Below are 17,116 nucleotides of genomic sequence, written 5' to 3'. Positions count from 1 at the left end.
GTCGGCCTACTCGGGCTGGACCGGCTCCTGGGGGACGGCGTCGAGCAGCGCTTCCATCCGGGACCGGATCGGTGCGGCGTTGTCGGGGGCCGTGAGGATGTACGGCCGGTCGTGGATGATCGCGTCGACGACGAGTTCGCCCACGACCGATGGCTGAACGCCTTCGTCGCGCACCAGCTTCTGGGCCGCCGCCAGGATCGTCGTGATCGTTGCCGAGCGCACCGGTGCGTCCGCGGGCCGGAAGCGCTGAGTGTTCTCCACCATGTCGGTGGCCACCGGCCCGGGGCACAGGACGCTCACGCCGATCCCGTGGCGAGCCAGCTCCACGCGCAGCGATTCGCTCAAGCCGACAACGGCGTACTTCGACGCGTGGTAGAGGAAGCCGGACTTGTAGAGCAGCGACTGCCCGTCGACGAAGAGCCCTGCCGCTGAAGCGGTGTTGACGATGTGTCCGCCGAGGCCGCGCTCGATCATGCGTGGCACGAACGCCTGGAGGCCGTTGTAGACGCCACCCGCGTTGACCCCCATGACGTAGTCCCACAGCGTGTGGTCCATCCGCGACGGTGCGACGGAGTCGATCACGCCGGCGTTGTTGACCACGATGCTCACAGGGCCCAGCTCTGCCTCGACGGCGTCCGCGATCTCGGGGTACCGCCCGCGATCGCGGACGTCGAGCAAGTAGGAACGGGAGGTCGTCACCGTGGACAGCTCGGCATCGGCCGCGTGCAAGGACGGTTCGTCGAGGTCGGCCACCGCGACGGAAACACCCCGGCCGGCGAGCGAGCGGGCGATCGCCAGTCCGATACCGCGCGCCCCTCCGGTGACAAAGGCCGTACGGCCTGCGAGGGAATCCATTGTCTCTCCTCACTCGGAGCTGCCGGCTTCGCAGATTTGCCCGGCAAAGCCTTGCGCTCACCCTAGGCGTATCAGCATAGTGTATGGGCATACGTCATAGCCCGTGGTTGACAGGAAGGAGTTCCGCCGATGAGGACTGTTGCTGGTGTCTCCGGATCTCTGCTGGTCCTCGTGCTCGCCCTCAGTGGGTGTGGGAACTCCGGTGAGGCCGCGAAGGGCACGCCGTCCGCGACGATCGAGAACACGAGCGGTGCTGCCGACGCTTGCCAGCTGTTGACACCTGGTGGCCTGGAGCAACAGTTCGGGATCGCCTTCGGTGCCGGTGCTGCGACCCACCAGGAGGAGACCGGGTCCGACCAGTGCGTCTGGACCAGCTCGGGCGGCACCCCGGCTACGACGTTCTCGCTCACCGTGTTGCGCCAGGACGGGCTTCGCGGCGACCTCAAGTCCAGCGGGATGACGCTGGCACAGCTGTTCGAACAGACCAAGGGCGCGTACCCGAAGGCCAAGGTGATCGACCTCGGCGACCAGGCGTACATCGCCGCCCGCGAAGTACAGGTTCTCGCGGGCGACACGTGGTACTCGTTCTCGTTCCATGGCCCGGATGACACCGGCGTCGACGGACTGAAGGCAGTGGCCGCCCAAGTGGTCGGCTGACCGTGCACACCTCGGGGAGAAGAAGGGAGTCAGGATCGATGATGCGTATTCGGAGCGCCGTTGTGGCGGCGTGCTGCGCAGTTGTCCTCGTCGCTTGCGGCGTGCAAGGCGGTAGTGGTGGAACGGCGGTCAAGGGCAGTGGTACGGAGTTCAAGCCGTCGACGTCCGGGCCGATCAAGATCGGGGTGCTGATCACCGACACCCGGGCCGAGGCCGAGCGGAACGGCGTCAGCGTCGTGAGCCCGTACAAGGCCTCGGCTCATGCCATGATCCAGGCCGTCAACGACGGCGGCGGCGTCGCGGAGCGGAAACTGGAGGTCGTCGACGAGACGATCGACTTCTCCACCCCGAACTTCGACTCGGCGTTCGAGGCGATCTGCCAGCGGTTCACGAAGGACAACCAGGTCCAGGCGGTGGTGTACGACGGCCTCATCTACAACCAGGCCTTCAACAAGTGCCTCATGACCGCCGGCGTTCCGATCCTGTACATGGGGCAGAACGGATCGCCGATCGGCGACGACACCGATCTCAAGGACAACCCCGGCGTCATCGCGGTGAACGCGGTGAGCATCGATCGCCGCATCAAGAGCATCATGAACAAGGCCGTCGAGGCGAAGTTCCTTGCCTCCGGCAGCAAGCTCGGCGTGGTCATCGAGGACTGCCCGTACAACGAGCGCGCCTACGAGAACACGCTGAAGCCGCTCGCTGACAAGGCCGGCGTCGAACTCGTCAAGTCGGACATCAAGTGCGCCCACGGGTACGCCGACAACGGTCCGAACCTGGCCCAGGTCCAGTCCCTCGCCCTCAAGTTCAAGTCCCAGGCCGTGGACAGCGTGATGATCCTGACGCTGTACGAGAACGGGATCATCTACTACTTCGCACAGGGCGCCCACGCGCAGAAATGGTCGCCGCAGTACCTGCTGTTCCACCCGCAGGGGATGGCCGACGTGATGAAGCTCTACCCGCCGGACCAGTTGGCGAAGATGCGTGGTTTCGGCGGCATGCCCGACCAGGACGTCACCCAGCCGCCGGCGCCGCCGGCCGAGCAGGCCAAGGTGCGGAAGACCTGTATCGACGATGCCCGCAGCAACGGCGTGCCGGTCCAGAAGATCACCGACCAGATCGTCATCTACCAGGCGTGCGACGTGGTGCGGCTGCTGCAGCAGGGCCTGGCCAACAGCGGTGGCCTGGGAGGGATCGACAAGCTCGTGCCCGGGATCGAGAAGATCGGAACGGGTTTCGTCAGCGCCCTCACGCTGGACGGCGCGACCAAGTTCGGGCCTGACCGGCACGACGGCATGGAGAAGACGGCCGCGTCCAGCTTCGACCCTGGCTGCAAGTGCTTCACGTACAAGACCTCGCCCGCGCCGGTCGGATAGCGATCACCATCACCTTCGAGGAGGGCCGTACAGCATCATGACCACAACGAGCGAGCCTGCGGTGCACGGACACGTCGAGGACGGTTGGGGGAAGGTCGCCGACCAGTTCCAGGCCAACTTCGAGGGGACTCCCGGTGAGGTGGGCGCAGCGTGCTGCGTGTACGTCGGTGGCCGTCCCGTCGTCGATCTGTGGGGCGGCCTGGCCGACAGCGAGACCAAGCGGCCGTGGCGCGCGGACACCATCGCCATCGTCGCCTCCACGACAAAGGGTGCGACCGCGATCTGCGCGCACCTGCTGGCCCAGCGCGGCGAGTTGGATCTCGACGCACCGGTGGTGGACTACTGGCCCGAGTTCGGTGCCGGAGGCAAGGACCAGATCCCGGTGCGGCTGCTGTTGTCACACCAGTCCGGCCTGCCGGTCGTCGACGGTCCGCTGACGTTGGAGCAGGCGTACGCCTGGGATCCGGTGATCCGCGCTCTCGAGGCCCAGAAGCCGGAGTGGCAGCCGGGCACCGAGCACGTCTACCACAGCATCACCTACGGGTACCTGGTCGGCGAGCTCGTACGCCGGGTCTCCGGCAAGTCGCTCGGCACCTTCTTCGCCGACGAGGTGGCCGGCCCGCTCGGGCTGAACGCCTGGATCGGGTTGCCCGAGGAACAGGAAGAGAAGGTGGCGCGGATCGAGTACGCCGCGCCGCTCAGCCTGGAGGAGATGACCGCCGGGATGATCGAGACCACCGGTCTCGATGCCGACACGGTGACCCGATGGATCCAGGCAGTTTGGGGCGAGGGCTCGATCCAGGCCCGGGCCGGCTCGCTCGGCGGCGCGTTCGAGGTCACGTCCGACCTCAATGCTCAGCGGGCCTACCGAGCGGCGGAGATCCCGGCCGGGAACATGCTCACGGACGCGCGCTCGCTGGCCCGGATGTACGCCGCGACGGTGAGCGACGTGGACGGCGTACGGCTGCTGGATCCCGAGACGGTCGAGCGGGCGACCGAGATCCAGACCGACAAGACGCGGATGCACGGCCTGCCCGCGGATCTGGACCTCCCGGCCGACCGGTCGTTCAACATGTCGCTCGGGTTCTGGCGGGCCTGCCCGCCGTTGCCGATGGCGGGGCCGAAGTCGTTCGGCCACCCGGGCTCGGGCGGGTCGGTTGCCTTCGGCGAGCCGGATGCCGAGGTCGGCTTCGGCTACGTCATGAACCTCTGGTCGTTCCGGACCGGCGAACCGCGGGCGTCGAGCCTGGCCGCGGCAGTCCGCTCCTGCCTCGGATGATGGGAGACCTCGGATGACGGAACTCCAGAAGACGGTGGAAGAACTCGTCGCCAGGTCCGGCGTACCCGGTGCGATGGTGGGTGTGATCGAGGACGGGCGGATCGAGACCGCGGCGGCCGGACTCGCGAACCTGACCAGTGGCGTGGAGATGACGCCGGACACGCTGTTCCTGACCGGCTCGATCACCAAGGTCTGGACGACGACGCTGCTGATGTCCCTGGTCGAGCAGGGACTGGTCGACCTCGACGCGCCGGTCAAGCGCTACCTGCCGGAGCTCGTCCTCGGCGACCCGGACGCCGCGGATGCCCTGGTCGTACGGCATCTCGTCACCCACTCCACCGGAACCGACGCATCGGACCTGATCGCCGATGTCGGCGAGGGCGACGACGCGATCGCGAACTGGGTGCCGCTGCTCGCCGACGTCGGTCAGTTGTTCCGGCCGGGGGAGTACTTCTCCTACAGCAACGCCGGCTTCGTGCTGGCCGGCCGGATCATCGAGGTCGTCACCGGTCAGGGGTACTCGACGGCGATGAGGCAGCGGTTGTTCGCGCCGCTGGGCCTGGAACGCAGCATGTTCACGGCCGAGGAGGCGATCCTGCACCGGATGGCGATCGGCCACTATCCGGGTGCGGACGGATTCGTGCGCAGCGAGCGGTTCATGATGCCCCAGTGCCTCGCGCCGGCCGGCACGACGTTCATCACCTCGGTCGAAGACACGCTGACCTTCGTGAGTTCGCATCTGCCGACGGTCACCTCGGCGCAGCGCCTGCTCAGCCCGGAGACCATCGACCGGATGGCCGCACACCAGATCGACTTCCCCGTGCCGGAAACGGGCTCGGTGGGGCTCAGTTGGCTGCGCAAGCAGTACGGCGACCACGTCGTACTCACCCATGGCGGTGGTTCGTACGGCGGGATCGCCATGGTCGGCGTTGTTCCCGACCTCGGTGCGGCGTACATCGCCTTTGCGAACGGCGGGCCGGCCTCGATGCCGTTCCACCAGGAGATCGCCGAGGCTCTGCTGCAGGACCGGTTCGGCCTGCCCGCGCCGGTTGCGCCCGACCTGTCCGGTCCGGAGCCGAAGCCGAGCCGCTACCACGGCAGGTATGTCTGCTGGGGCTGCGAGCTCAACGTCAGCGACGACGGCGACGCGCTCTCCTACCAAGCCAGATTCACCGACCCGGTCCTCGGCCGCAACCGCTCGGATCCGCCGCCCGTCCGGCTGCGACCGATCGGAGCACAGGCCCTGACCTTGGCCGATCACCCCGGCCAACCGCCCTTCGCCTATGGCGTCGGCGACGACGGAGCCGGACACCCGGAGTTCCTGTTCCTGCTGGACCGGCTCGTCCGCCGCACGGGTGACAACCAGCACCGCCACAGCTCTGGAGGCTCTTGATGACGGAACAGTTCGGCACGTTCGACTTCGGCTTGGACGAGGCCCAGGAGGAGCGTGCCGCGCGGCTGCACCGCGAAAGCCTCATCGTCGACGTGCTGTTCCAGGGCCCGGTCGGGTACCGGGCGTTCGACGAGGAGATGAACAAGGAACTGCGCACACTCCTCGAGAAGACCCACGACACCATGGAGACGTTCAGCCGTGGTCTCGAGGCCCCGATCCGCCGCGCGATGGCGGGCCGGCTGGACGCGGTGAAGGAGCACTGGGACGCCAGCGGGATCACCTGCGGGAACCGGCAGGTGGAGATGTCCGACGAACGCCACGTCCGGGAGTGGTCGTTCGCCTTCGTGCAGAAGCAGTTCGACTACTTCCCGTGGCTGATCAAGGCCCTGACCGCCGCTGACATCCGCCGTGCGCACGAGACCGGAGCTCACGCCGGCCTGGTCAGTTCGCAGGTCATGCTGGGTCCGTGGCGCGACCTCGACGCACTGGCCTGGGCTCACGATGCCGGCCTGCGGATGATGCAGCTCACCTACAACAACATGACGACTGTCGGCGTCGGCTGCACCGAGCGGACGGACGCCGGACTGTCCGCGTTCGGCGTGGCCAGCGTGAAGGCCATGAACGAGCTCGGCATCATCGTCGACACCGGCCACGTCGGCCGGATGACCACGCTGGACGCCTGTGAGGTGTCGGAGGCACCGGTCGTCGCCTCCCACACCGCGGCGCAAGGCGTGTTCGACCATGCGCGAGGCAAGAGCGACGAGGAGCTGCGCGCGCTGGCCACCACCGGCGGCATCATCGGCATCGTGACCGTCCCGTTCTTCCTCGGGGCGGGACCGACGGTCACCATCAACGCGATGCTCGACCACATCGAGTACGTCGCCGACGTCGCCGGCGTCGATCACGTTGCCATCGGCACCGACTGGCCGATGCAACTGCCGAAGTGGATGCTCGACGATCTGCTCCAGCCGATCTTCGCCGAGACCGGCTTCAGGCCCGAGGACAAGCTGGTGGCGACGCAGGAGCTGGTCGGGTTCGACGACTACCGGGACTTCCCGAACATCACCCGCGGCCTGGTCGCGCGCGGCTGGTCGGACGAGGACATCGCCAAGGTGCTCGGCCTGAACTTCGTCCGCGTGATGGAAGCCGTCTGCGGCTGAGCATGAACGTGGCCGGTGGGTCGCCGCCTACGCGGTGCCCACCGGCCACACTGTCTACTTCCGTTCGTCCTTCGCCACCACGCCGTTCTGCACGACGAGTACGACGCTGTCCGGGTCGGCGAACAGCTGGGGGTCGTCCAGCGGATTGCCCGCGAAGGCAACGATGTCGGCCTGCTTGCCGACCTCGAGCGTGCCGATCTCGCTGCCGAGCCCGAGCAGGTCGGCGTTGACGCGTGTCGCCGCGATCAGTGCTTCCATGGGGGATTGGGCCGCGGCCCGCAGCGTCAGTTCCTCGCCCCGACCGGTCTGGTCAGGTCCGATGACGTCGGACCCGAGGCCGACCCGGACACCGGCGGCCGTGGCGGCGAGCAGCCCGTCGATCATCGCCTGGCGTACCCCGGATGCCTTGTCGGCGAAGTGACTCGGCAGGCCGAGGTCGTCGATGTTCCTGATCAGCCTTTCGAGCGCGGTGAGGGTGGGCACGAGGGAGACCTGGCGCTCGGCCATCAGGGCGGCCGTCTCCTCGTCGATCCCGCTGCCGTGCTCCACACACCGCACACCGGCGAGGACAGCCATGCGGATGCCATCGACGTTGAGGGCGTGGACTGTGACGTAGGTGCCCCTGGCGGCGGCCTCGGCGACGGCCACCGCGATCTCCTCAGCGCTGAACTGGGTGTCGGTGAGCTTGTCGTGCTTGGAGATGACGCCGCCGGTGACGCAGAGCTTGAGGAAGTCGGCGCCCCGCCGGAACGATTCACGCGCGTTCCTGCGCATCTGGTCAGGCCCGTCGGCCAACATGGTCAGCGTCCGCAGGCCGGGCACCTCGATCTCGCTCCACACATGGGTCGGCTCCCATTCGGACGCGTAGTGTCCGTGTCCGCCGGTCTGGCAGTGGATCGGGCCGCACTGCACGATCCGGGGACCCGGAAGTTTGCCTGATGCAACGACACGGGCGAGGCCGGCGTCGATGCCGCCACAGTCCCGCACCGTGGTGAACCCGGACCGAAGGGTCTGGGCGCAGTTGGAGAACATGTCGGCGGCGATCTCCGCCACCGACATCCCGTACCCGACGCTCGGCTCGAGTTCGCTGGCCAGGCCGAGATGGACGTGTGCGTCGATCAGACCGGGGGTCAGGGTCAGCCCGGTGCAGTCGACGACCTCGGCCTCGGCAGGGACGGATCCGCCGATCCGGGTGATCCTTCCGTCCTCGACGAGGATCCCGGCCGGCTCGGGGTCGGACCCGGTCGCTGTGACGACGGTTGCGCCGTGCAGCCAGAGACTTGACGTCATGGGCAGTGTGCTCCTTCGGCAGTGGTGTCGGCGTCGCGGACGAGAATCTCGGTCCGAACCATTCGCTTACGTACGCCCATACACTATGCTGGTACGCCAAGAGGGGTGCAAGAGCTACCCACGCCGTACCGGACTGGAGGACACGCCGTGGCGACACAGCGCAAGGTGCAGAAGTCAGCGCGGTTGGCGCGCGGTGCGCTTGATCGGGAGACGGTGGTGGCCGCGGCGCTCGAGATCGCCGACCGCGACGGGCTCAGTGGCGTCACGATGGCGCGGGTGGCCGAGGCGCTGGGCGGCAGCCCGATGTCGCTGTACCGGCACCTGAGCGACAAGCAGGAGCTGCTGGACGCCGTCGCCGATCTCGCGGTGTCGGAGATCCCGGCGATCGCCAAGGACGGGCGGTCCTGGCGAGTGCGGCTCGAGGAGTTCGCGCTGGACTCCCGGCAGTGCGCGCTGCGCCACCCGGCGCTGATCGAGATCCTCCTGCAGACGTACGTCCGCGGCCCGCACACGGAGGCGGTCGGGCTCGACATGATCGTGCTGCTGCAGGGGGCCGGCTTCGAGAAGGAGTCGGCCATTCGCGGGTTCATGGCGCTGCGGAACCACATCATCGGCGCGCTGGCCTGGGAGGTCTCCCGGTTCCGCGGTGGCAGTGAGGAGTTCGCCCGCGGGGTGTCCGACAACTTCGTGCACGCGGACACACCGGCCGACTCGCCGTTCCGGGATCTGCTCGAGGTGGTGCCCGAGGATCCGGAAGCGCAGTACCTGTTCGGGGTCCGCCGTCTGCTCGACGGGTTCGAGACAGAGCTGCGGAGGATCCGTCGACGGACCGGACCGAAGAAATGATCGAGGACCTCTATCGACGACCGTCCTTCGTCGACCTGATCTCACGGGCACTGCAGAACTATCCGGATCGTGTCGCGTTCTCCACGCCGACCGGTGACCTGACGTACGACGAACTGCGCCGGCTGATCTCACGGATCGCGTTCGCGATGCGGGACGCCGGGGTCAAGCCGGGGGACGGCGTTGCGATGATCGCCCCGAACCGGCCGGAGACCTTCGCCGCGGTGACGGCGGCGCAGTCGCTCGGTGCCCGGTACACGCCGTTGCACCCGATGGGATCCCTCGCCGACCACGTCGTCGTCTGCACCGACGCCGAGATCACCACACTCGTGGTCGATGCGGCGCAGTACTCCGACCACGGCGCGGCGCTCGCCGCCGAGCTGGACCCGAGCCCGGGAGTGCTGCTCCTCGGTGGAGGCTCCGGATCCGACGTACTCGCCGGGCCTGAGACGGACGGGGTCATTCCATCCGTCGCCCGTGAATCCGACGTCGCGTTGCTGGGCTACACCGGCGGGACGACCGGACGGCCCAAGGGCGTGATGCTCACGCATCGTTCGCTGGCCACGCACCTCTACCTCACCGTCGCGCACTGGCAGCTCCCGACCGAGCTGCGGTTCCTGGGATCGACGCCGTTGACCCACGCACTCCAGGGCATCGTGCCGCCGGTCTTCCACCAGGGTGGAAGCGTCGTACTGACCAAGGGCTTCGATCCCGCGGAGTTCTGCGAGACCGTGCAGAGGCACCGGATCACGGCGACCTTCCTGGTGCCGAGCATGATCTACGTGCTGCTCGACTACATCGCCGAGCACGAGGTGGATCTGTCCAGCCTGCAGACGATCCTGTACGGCGCGGCGCCGATGTCACCCGACCGGCTCGAGCAGGCTCTCAAGGTGTTCGGGCCCGTGTTCGTGCAGTTCTTCGGACAGAGCGAGGCGCCGAACACAGTGACGACGCTCAGCAAGGAAGACCACGATCCCCAGCGACCAGAGCGGCTCGCGTCGTGCGGCAAACCGCACCCGACGCTGGACGTCGCGGTCCTCGACGAGAACGACCAGCCTTGCGCGGTCGGCGAGCTCGGAGAGGTCTGCGTTCGCGGTCCTCTGGTGATGGACGGCTACTGGAAGCAGCCCGAGCTGACCGCGGAGACGCTGCGCAACGGCTGGCTGCACACCGGTGACGTCGGCCGCTTCGACGCGGACAACTTCCTGTACCTCACCGATCGCAAGAAGGACATGCTGATCACCGGTGGGTTCAACATCTACCCGCGCGAGGTCGAGGACGCGGTGGTGACGCATCCGGAGGTCTCGGCCGCGGCCGTGATCGGGGTTCCGGACCCGAAGTGGGGCGAGGCGGTGACGGCCTTCGTGGTCAGGACACCGGGCGCGACCGTGACGGCCGACGAGCTCGTCGCACTGGTCCGCGAGCGCAAGGGTCCGGTGCATGCGCCGAAGAGGCTCGAGTTCCTGGACGCCCTTCCGCTCACGCCGCTGGGCAAGGTCGACAAGAAGGAACTGCGGGCCCGCTTCTGGGGCGACCGCGACCGAGCCGTGAACTGAACGCCTTCCAGGAGGAGAACCGATGAGCACCGACACTGCCGCACGGCCCGGTGACCCGGGAACGAGGTCCGGGCGCGCGGCGCGGCCACGCTGGGCGGACGACGAGGCGGTCGCGCTGGCCACGGTCGCGCGGGCCTTCTTCGAGGCCGAGGTCGTCCCGCACTTCGAACGGTTCGACGAGCAGAAGTACGTCGACCGCGAGGTGTGGCACAAGGCCGGCGCGCTCGGCCTGATGTGCTGTGAGGTTCCGGCCGAGTTCGGTGGGGGAGGTGGCACGTTCGCCCACGACGCCGTCGTACTGAGTGAGCAGGCCCGGGCAGGCGACACCGGGTTCGGCAACATGGTGCACAGCGGGGTGGTGGCTCCGCTGCTCGCGACGTACGGGACTGACGAGCAACGGCGGCGCTGGCTGCCGGGGATGGCGACCGGCGACATCATCGGCGCCGTGGCGATGTCCGAGCCGGGCGCGGGCAGCGACCTCAAGAACATCGTCACCCGGGCCGAACGCAAGGGTGACCAGTACGTCGTCAACGGCTCCAAGACGTTCATCAGCAACGGCGCCCGCTGCGATCTGGTCGTCGTCGTCGCGAAGACCGACCCCGCGGCGGGACGCAACGGGATCTCTTTGCTCGCCCTCGAGACAGCCGACGCACCGGGCTTCCGGCGCGGGCGCACCCTCGACAAGCTCGGCCGGCATGCCTCGGACACCGCGGAGTTGTTCTTCGACGACGTGTCCGTGCCGGCCGGCCACCTGGTCGGGGAGGAAGGTCGCGGACTCGAGATCCTGAAGGCGGAGCTGCCTCGCGAGCGCTTGGTCATCGCGGTCACCGCAGCGGCCGCGATGGAACGTGCGCTGGAAGAGACCGTCGCGTACACCAAGACGCGGGAAGCCTTCGGCGGTCCGTTGTTCGCGATGCAGCACGTCCGGCTCGAGCTCGCCGAGCTGGCGACGATCGTCCGGGCGTCCCGGGTCTTCGTGGACGACTGCATCGAGCGGTTCGTCGACGGCACCCTCGAGCCGGCCACAGCGTCGATGGCGAAGTGGTGGCTGACCCAGAACCAGTCCGACGTGACCGATCGATGCCTGCAACTGTTCGGCGGTTACGGCTACATGCGGGAGTACCTCATCTCGCGGCTGTACGTCGACGCGCGGGCCCAGAAGATCTACGGCGGGGCCAACGAGGTGCTGAAGGACCACATCTCCCGATCACTCTGAACGAGGTGTCTTTGCGTATGACCGATCCACGCCTGCTTCACGACGACGCCGTTGTGGTCGACACGCACAACGACCTGATCCTGTTGGTGGACCACTTCGACCGGCGCGAGCAACCCGACCACTTCGGCCAGTTCTGGTTGCCGGAGTTGCGCGCCGGCGGGGTCGACGTACAGGTCCTGCCGATCTGTATCGAGGACCAGTTCCAGTCCGAAGGGGCCTTGCGTCGTACCTTGCTGCTGATCGAGCGGATCCACGAGCTCGCGGCGGAGTACAGCGACGACGTGGCCGTGTGCCTGACCGGCGCGGATGTCGATGCCGCGACGTCGTCCGGACGGATCGCGTTGGTGATCGCGCTCGAGGGCGCGCACGCCATCGGGCAGGACCCGCAACTGGTGCGGACCCTGGCCCGGGTCGGGGTCCGGGTGATCTCGATGGCGCACTACGCGCGGACGTTCCTCGCCGACGGCAGCGGGTTGGACGCGACCTCACGCAGCCGGCTGACGCCGGAGGGCATCCGCGCGCTGCGCGAGATGGAAGAGCTGGGCATCGTCTTCGACATCAGCCATCTCGGCATCGGCGGTGTCGAGGACGTGCTGTCGCTGGCGACCCGGCCGTTCCTCGCGACGCACTCGGCCTGTCTCGGCATCACCGACAGCCACCGCAACCTCGGCGACGAGCAACTGAAGGCCATCGCGGAGCTCGGCGGGGTGATCGGGGTCGCGGCCGCGATTCCGTTCTTCATCGACGCGAAGTCCCCGACGGCCGAACGCGTCGTCGACCACATCGAGCGCATCATCGATGTCGCCGGCATCGATCATGTCGGCCTGGGGCCGGACATCATCGACGACTACTACCAGCATGTGTTCGGCGGCTGGGTCGGTGCCCCGACCAACGGCGTCGAGTACGAGCGGGCCGAGATCGTGCGTCCCTCCGACTTCCCGAAGATCACCGAGGTGATGGTGCGCCGCGGGTTCCGCGAGGCCGACATCCGCAAGATCCTCGGCGAGAACGTGCTGCGTGTTCTCCGTGACGTGATGGGAGTCGCGGCCAGATGAGCGTGTCGGACGACCTCCAGTACGCGTTGAGGAGCAAGGACGTTCGGACGCCGGCGCAGTTCGCGGCGGCTGACGTCACGATCGAGACCGTGAACGTGTCGATGCGGGACGGCGTCAAACTCGCTACCGACCTGTACCTGCCGCCGAAGACGCCGGCACCGGTGATCGCAGTACGTACGCCGTACGGCCGCGACGGCGACAACCTGGTGGCGCCCTTCCTGGCGTTCGCCCGCCGGGGGTACGTCGTCGCCGTACAAGATCTCCGTGGCACCGGGGACAGCGAACCCGAGGACCACGACTTCTACATGTTCGAGCCGCAGGACGGCTACGACTTCGTCGAGTGGGTCAGCGCTCAGGACTGGTGCGACGGATTCATCGGGTCCCTAGGCGGCTCGTACGTCGGTCAGGTGCAGTGGCCGATGGCGAGGCATCCGAAGATGACCACGATCGTTCCGGAAGTCAGCGGGATCGGGGTCGGGACCAAGACGGCGTCGTTGCACATGGTGGTCAACGCACTCGCCCACACGATCGGCCACGGGGAGGAGAAGACGGATCTCCCGCACTGGCAGGTCGAGCCGATGATGCTGGACGAGACGCTGTCGACGGGGTTCTTCAACGAGCCTTTCGTCCATCCGATGCTGGGAGAGCTGACGGACGCGTTCCCCGCGCTGAAGGATCTGTCGCCGGTCGAGGCGCAGGCCTGGCTGTGGGCGCACTACTGCTCGCTGAGCTGCCCGGAGCGGGCCGAGTTCGTCCGTGAACTCACCGGGTCGCCGCACGTCACCATCGTCGATGCCGAGAACATCGGGCCGCTCTTCGGCCAGGGCATCTCGCTCGACCGGCACACGTTGCCTTCCGTCGAGCCCGCGCGACAGGTCGCCGAGTTCCAGGCGATCCCGCTGTTGCGCACCGGTTGGTACGACTGGTTCATCAACGACGCGCTGGCGACCTTCGAGCTTCTCCGGAAACACGCTCCCGAACCCTTGCGCTCCCAAGCCCGGATCATCATCACCCCCTCCTCCCACAACTCGGTCGGCTACAAGGAGCGGATGGGGGAGCACCCGGAGCTGCAGCACAACCACTGGTCGAACGTCGACTTCACGCTGCGCTGGTACCAGACCGTGCGGGACGGCTCGATCGACGAATGGCCGCGCGTCATCTACTACCTGATGGGCGCCAACGAGTGGCGCAGCGCGGACGACTGGCCGCTGCCCGAGGCGGTGGACACGCCGTACTATCTCGGCTCCGGCGGGACGTTGACGACGACGCCTCCGCAGGAGCAGCAGGCGGTGGACCAGTACGTCTACGACCCGCTCGACCCGACTCCGACCGTGGGCGGCAGCATCGTCTCCTGGGTCTATCCGCCCGGGAGCGTGGATGTCAGCGCGGTCCAGCAGCGCAACGACGTACTGATCTACACGACCGAACCGCTTGCCCAGGACATCGATGTTGTGGGCAACCTTCGGGCCGTGCTGCACGCGAGCTCGTCCGCGGTGGACACCGACTTCGCGGTACGGCTGAGCGACGTCGGTCCGGACGGACGGGCTGTCCAGCTGCAGAACGGTCTGCTGCGGGCGCGGTATCGCGATCTCGATCGTGGCGCGGAACCGCTCGTACCCGGTGAGGTCTACCCGCTGGAGATCGACATGTGGGTCACCGCGAACCGGTTCAAGGCCGGCCACCGGATCCGGGTCGACGTCAGCTCGGCGGACTTCCCGCGGTTCGACCGGAACACCAACCTGGGTGGCGCGCCAGGTGATCCGGTACCGGCGACACAGACGGTCTATCGGGATGCGTCGCACCCGTCACACATCCTGCTTCCGATCGTCCCGGTCACGGCATGAGTACGCCGTACGAGCACCTGTCGACGCATCAGCAGGGCGCGACCGCAGTCGTGACGCTGGACCGGGGACCGGTCAACGCGGTCAACCTGGACATGTACGAGGAGATCCGCGACCTGTTCGGCCGGTTCGACGAAGTACTGCCGGGTACGAAGGCAGTCGTGCTCACCGGCGCCGGGAAGCACTTCTGCGCGGGGAACGAGCTCGAGGAGTTCCTCACCCTGACCGAGGTCAACTCCGCCGGGCGGATGCGGCTGGTCCGGGACGCGTTCGCCTCGATCTACGACTGCCCGGTGCCGGTGATCGGCGCGGTCCACGGCGCGGCGCTCGGGACTGGTCTGGCCATCGCGGCAAGCTGCGATGTGGTCGTGGCCGGTGAGAGCGCTCGCTTCGGTACGCCGGAGGTGAGCGTCGGCGTGATGGGCGGTGCACGCCACCTCGCCCGCCTGCTTCCCCAACCACTCGTGCGTGCGATGTACTTCACCGCCGAGCCGTGGCCCGCGTCCGAGCTCGTTCAGTACGGCGCGGTGCTGCGCGTCGTACCGGACGACGAACTGCTCGACGTGGCGCTCGGCCTGGCGGAGAAGATGACGCGGCACAGCTTGGCTGCACTCCGCCACGCGAAGGAAGCCATGAACACCGTCGAGTTCATGGACTTGAAGGCCGGCTACGAGTTCGAGCAACGGATGACCGGCCGTCTCGCCGCCGAGGCCGACGCCAAGGAGGCGATCGCCGCGCTCCGCGAGAACCGCAAACCGGCGTACAGCGACCGGCTGGGACGGGTGTGACCGAGGAGACCACGACCGGATTCGTCGACTCTGTCTGGGTGTATCCGGTCAAGGGTGCCGCGGGCGTGGCAGTCGATGGGGTCGACGTACTGCCCGGCACTGGAGCCATCCACGACCGCTCGGTCGCGATCGCGCGCGGTGATCAGCCGGTACCGCCCCGGACGCCGTGGCGGCTGCGATCCGCCTTCAAGCAGGTGGCGCGCGATCCCGACATGACGCAGGTGACTGTGACCATGCCCACGCCCGGAGTGGTCGAGCTTCGTCACCGCGCTCACCCCGACGGACCGTCGGTGCGCTCGGACCAGGCTCAGCCGCACCAAGAGGCTGTACTGCGCCAGTGGTTCGGAGAATCTGGCCTGCGACTCGTGCACGGCGATGCGGCGGCGCTGTGGGACGTCGCCGACGCCGAACTGTCCGTGATCAACCTGGCGACGATCCGCGTGCTCGAGCAACTCACGGGCACCACTCTCGACATCCGCCGATTCCGCGCCAACGTGTACGTCGACGGTCTGCCCGCCTTCGCCGAACTGTCGTGGGTGGGCCGGCGGATCCGTCTCGGCGACTGCGAGGCCGAAGTGATCCGGCCGACCGCCCGCTGCCGCGCGACGTCTGCGAATCCGGGGTCCGGGGAGCGGGACCTGGGGTTCCCATCCCTGCTCACCCGGGCCGTCGGTCTCCCGCACCTGGGCGTCTACGCACGCCTGGTCGGACCCGCACGGCTTCAGGTCGGTTCGCCGGTGGTGGTGAGTGGCCGGCCCGATCCGGTACGGCTCGTCGAGAGGCTGCGGGAACGTCGTGAGGTCATGCATCCCTGGCCGCGGGAGGCTGAGGTGCTCGAGACGGTTCGCGAGGATGACCGGACGATCAGCGTGTGGCTCCGCGATCCCTACCGTCAGTCGGTGGCCGCCGGTCAGCACATCCGAGTGCACCTGCCGACAGCGACAGCTGCACTGACCTGGCGTGCCTACAGCGTCTCCGGTCGGTGCGACGATCGGATCCGGATCACCGTGCGTCTGCGCGGTGCGGTCTCGGAAAGCCTTGCATTGTTGGCTTCTGGAGACCGCCTGCTCATCTCAGGTCCGTTCGGAGTCCCCATGCTCTCGCGAGAGCCGCGGCCGCTGTACCTGGTGAGCGCCGGTATCGGCATCACCCCCGTGGCTGCGGCGTTGCAGCAGTTGGTGACGGCCGCTGACGGCCGCCCGGTCTCCTTGCTGCACGTCGACGCGAGCAAGGAGAGCGCGACGCTCTGGCCCGAGGTGGTCGAGCTCGCTCGACAGTCCGGGGCGACGGCCACGCTCTTCGAGACGCGGCGCGCCGCTCGACGTCCCACCCAGCGCGACATTCTCGGCAGTCTGGCCGGCGACCTCTATGCCGACGCGGAAGCACTGGTGTGCGGCTCGACCGACTTCGTGGCCATGGTGTCCCGAGTCCTCCGGTCGGCGGGAGTGGACGCGGATCGCATCCACTCCGACCCGTTCCTCTCGCCTGCGACGGAAGTGCCCGCCCTGCGGCCCGCACCAGGGCCCGGCCCGCATCAGGTGACCTACCTTCCCGACGGCACGGCAGCGACCTGGACCGATGCCGACGGCACCCTTCTCGAACTCGCCGAGAGTCATGGGGTTCGCGTGCTCTCCGCCTGCCGGTCCGGCGCGTGCGGCTCCTGCACGCTCGACCTTGTGCACGGCGAAGTCTCGTACCTGATCGATCCCGCACTCCCGCCGGGATCGCGGGCGGTGTTGGCCTGTTCCGCAGTGCCCACCGGCCCCGTCGTACTGCGGTTGCCCAGGCCTCCCGAATAGGGGTG

General features: G+C 68.0%; 14 protein-coding genes. 12 read left to right on the top strand and 2 right to left on the bottom strand.

Annotated elements, in window-relative coordinates; genetic code table 11:
- Window positions 1–6: 6 nt before the first annotated feature.
- Window positions 7–855 (bottom strand): SDR family NAD(P)-dependent oxidoreductase, encoded by an 849-nt coding sequence (locus tag AB0I34_RS22185; RefSeq protein ID WP_360447746.1) that lies wholly within the window; start codon window positions 853–855, stop codon window positions 7–9.
- A 129-nt stretch (window positions 856–984) separates the two neighbouring features.
- Between AB0I34_RS22185 and AB0I34_RS22180 the strand changes: the two genes are divergently transcribed.
- Genes AB0I34_RS22180 through AB0I34_RS22160 form a run of 5 tightly spaced genes read left to right on the top strand, consistent with a single transcriptional unit; the run spans window position 985 to window position 6,723 of the window.
- Complete coding sequence (locus AB0I34_RS22180) at window positions 985–1,512, top strand: hypothetical protein (protein ID WP_360447744.1); 528 nt, start codon at window positions 985–987, stop codon at window positions 1,510–1,512.
- A 41-nt stretch (window positions 1,513–1,553) separates the two neighbouring features.
- Window positions 1,554–2,891, top strand: a complete 1,338-nt coding sequence (locus tag AB0I34_RS22175; protein WP_360447742.1) for an ABC transporter substrate-binding protein — start codon at window positions 1,554–1,556, stop codon at window positions 2,889–2,891.
- Window positions 2,892–2,928: 37 nt separating this feature from the next.
- The gene (locus AB0I34_RS22170) at window positions 2,929–4,170 is read left to right on the top strand and encodes a serine hydrolase domain-containing protein (protein WP_360447740.1); all 1,242 of its coding nucleotides are present in this window, start codon (window positions 2,929–2,931) and stop codon (window positions 4,168–4,170) included.
- Window positions 4,171–4,183: 13 nt separating this feature from the next.
- Window positions 4,184–5,563, top strand: a complete 1,380-nt coding sequence (locus AB0I34_RS22165) for a serine hydrolase domain-containing protein (RefSeq protein WP_360447738.1) — start codon at window positions 4,184–4,186, stop codon at window positions 5,561–5,563.
- The gene (locus AB0I34_RS22160; RefSeq protein ID WP_360447736.1) at window positions 5,563–6,723 is read left to right on the top strand and encodes a membrane dipeptidase; all 1,161 of its coding nucleotides are present in this window, start codon (window positions 5,563–5,565) and stop codon (window positions 6,721–6,723) included. Before AB0I34_RS22165 ends, AB0I34_RS22160 begins: the two co-directional genes overlap by 1 nt.
- Window positions 6,724–6,777: 54 nt before the next feature.
- Here the strand turns inward: AB0I34_RS22160 and AB0I34_RS22155 are convergent, their stop codons facing one another.
- Entirely contained in the window at window positions 6,778–8,013 is a 1,236-nt protein-coding gene (locus tag AB0I34_RS22155; RefSeq protein WP_360447734.1) for an amidohydrolase family protein, read from the bottom strand.
- 147 nt (window positions 8,014–8,160) lie between these two features.
- Between AB0I34_RS22155 and AB0I34_RS22150 the strand changes: the two genes are divergently transcribed.
- From AB0I34_RS22150 to AB0I34_RS22120, 7 genes are read left to right on the top strand one after another with little or no spacing between them, the layout of a single operon-like run.
- A complete protein-coding gene (locus tag AB0I34_RS22150) occupies window positions 8,161–8,859 on the top strand; it encodes a TetR/AcrR family transcriptional regulator C-terminal domain-containing protein (RefSeq protein WP_360447732.1) in 699 nt (232 codons plus the stop codon).
- On the top strand, window positions 8,856–10,412 hold the full coding sequence (locus tag AB0I34_RS22145) for an AMP-binding protein (RefSeq protein WP_360447730.1): 1,557 nt from the start codon (window positions 8,856–8,858) through the stop codon (window positions 10,410–10,412). The genes AB0I34_RS22150 and AB0I34_RS22145 overlap by 4 nt, the downstream gene beginning before the upstream one ends.
- Window positions 10,413–10,434: 22 nt before the next feature.
- Window positions 10,435–11,628 (top strand): acyl-CoA dehydrogenase family protein, encoded by a 1,194-nt coding sequence (locus AB0I34_RS22140; protein ID WP_360447728.1) that lies wholly within the window; start codon window positions 10,435–10,437, stop codon window positions 11,626–11,628.
- A gap of 17 nt (window positions 11,629–11,645) precedes the next feature.
- The gene (locus AB0I34_RS22135; protein ID WP_360447726.1) at window positions 11,646–12,683 is read left to right on the top strand and encodes a membrane dipeptidase; all 1,038 of its coding nucleotides are present in this window, start codon (window positions 11,646–11,648) and stop codon (window positions 12,681–12,683) included.
- Window positions 12,680–14,527, top strand: a complete 1,848-nt coding sequence (locus AB0I34_RS22130; protein WP_360447724.1) for a CocE/NonD family hydrolase — start codon at window positions 12,680–12,682, stop codon at window positions 14,525–14,527. The genes AB0I34_RS22135 and AB0I34_RS22130 overlap by 4 nt, the downstream gene beginning before the upstream one ends.
- Entirely contained in the window at window positions 14,524–15,312 is a 789-nt protein-coding gene (locus tag AB0I34_RS22125; RefSeq protein ID WP_360447722.1) for an enoyl-CoA hydratase-related protein, read from the top strand. Before AB0I34_RS22130 ends, AB0I34_RS22125 begins: the two co-directional genes overlap by 4 nt.
- Window positions 15,309–17,111: a 2Fe-2S iron-sulfur cluster-binding protein gene (locus AB0I34_RS22120; protein WP_360447720.1), complete on the top strand. Its 1,803-nt coding sequence runs from the start codon at window positions 15,309–15,311 to the stop codon at window positions 17,109–17,111. The genes AB0I34_RS22125 and AB0I34_RS22120 overlap by 4 nt, the downstream gene beginning before the upstream one ends.
- Window positions 17,112–17,116 lie beyond the last annotated feature (5 nt).

Source organism: Kribbella sp. NPDC050281 (genome assembly GCF_040655855.1).
In the GTDB taxonomy this organism is placed as follows: domain Bacteria; phylum Actinomycetota; class Actinomycetes; order Propionibacteriales; family Kribbellaceae; genus Kribbella.
The sequence above is the reverse complement of the archived record's forward strand: the minus strand, read 5'-3'. Positions and strand labels throughout refer to the sequence as shown.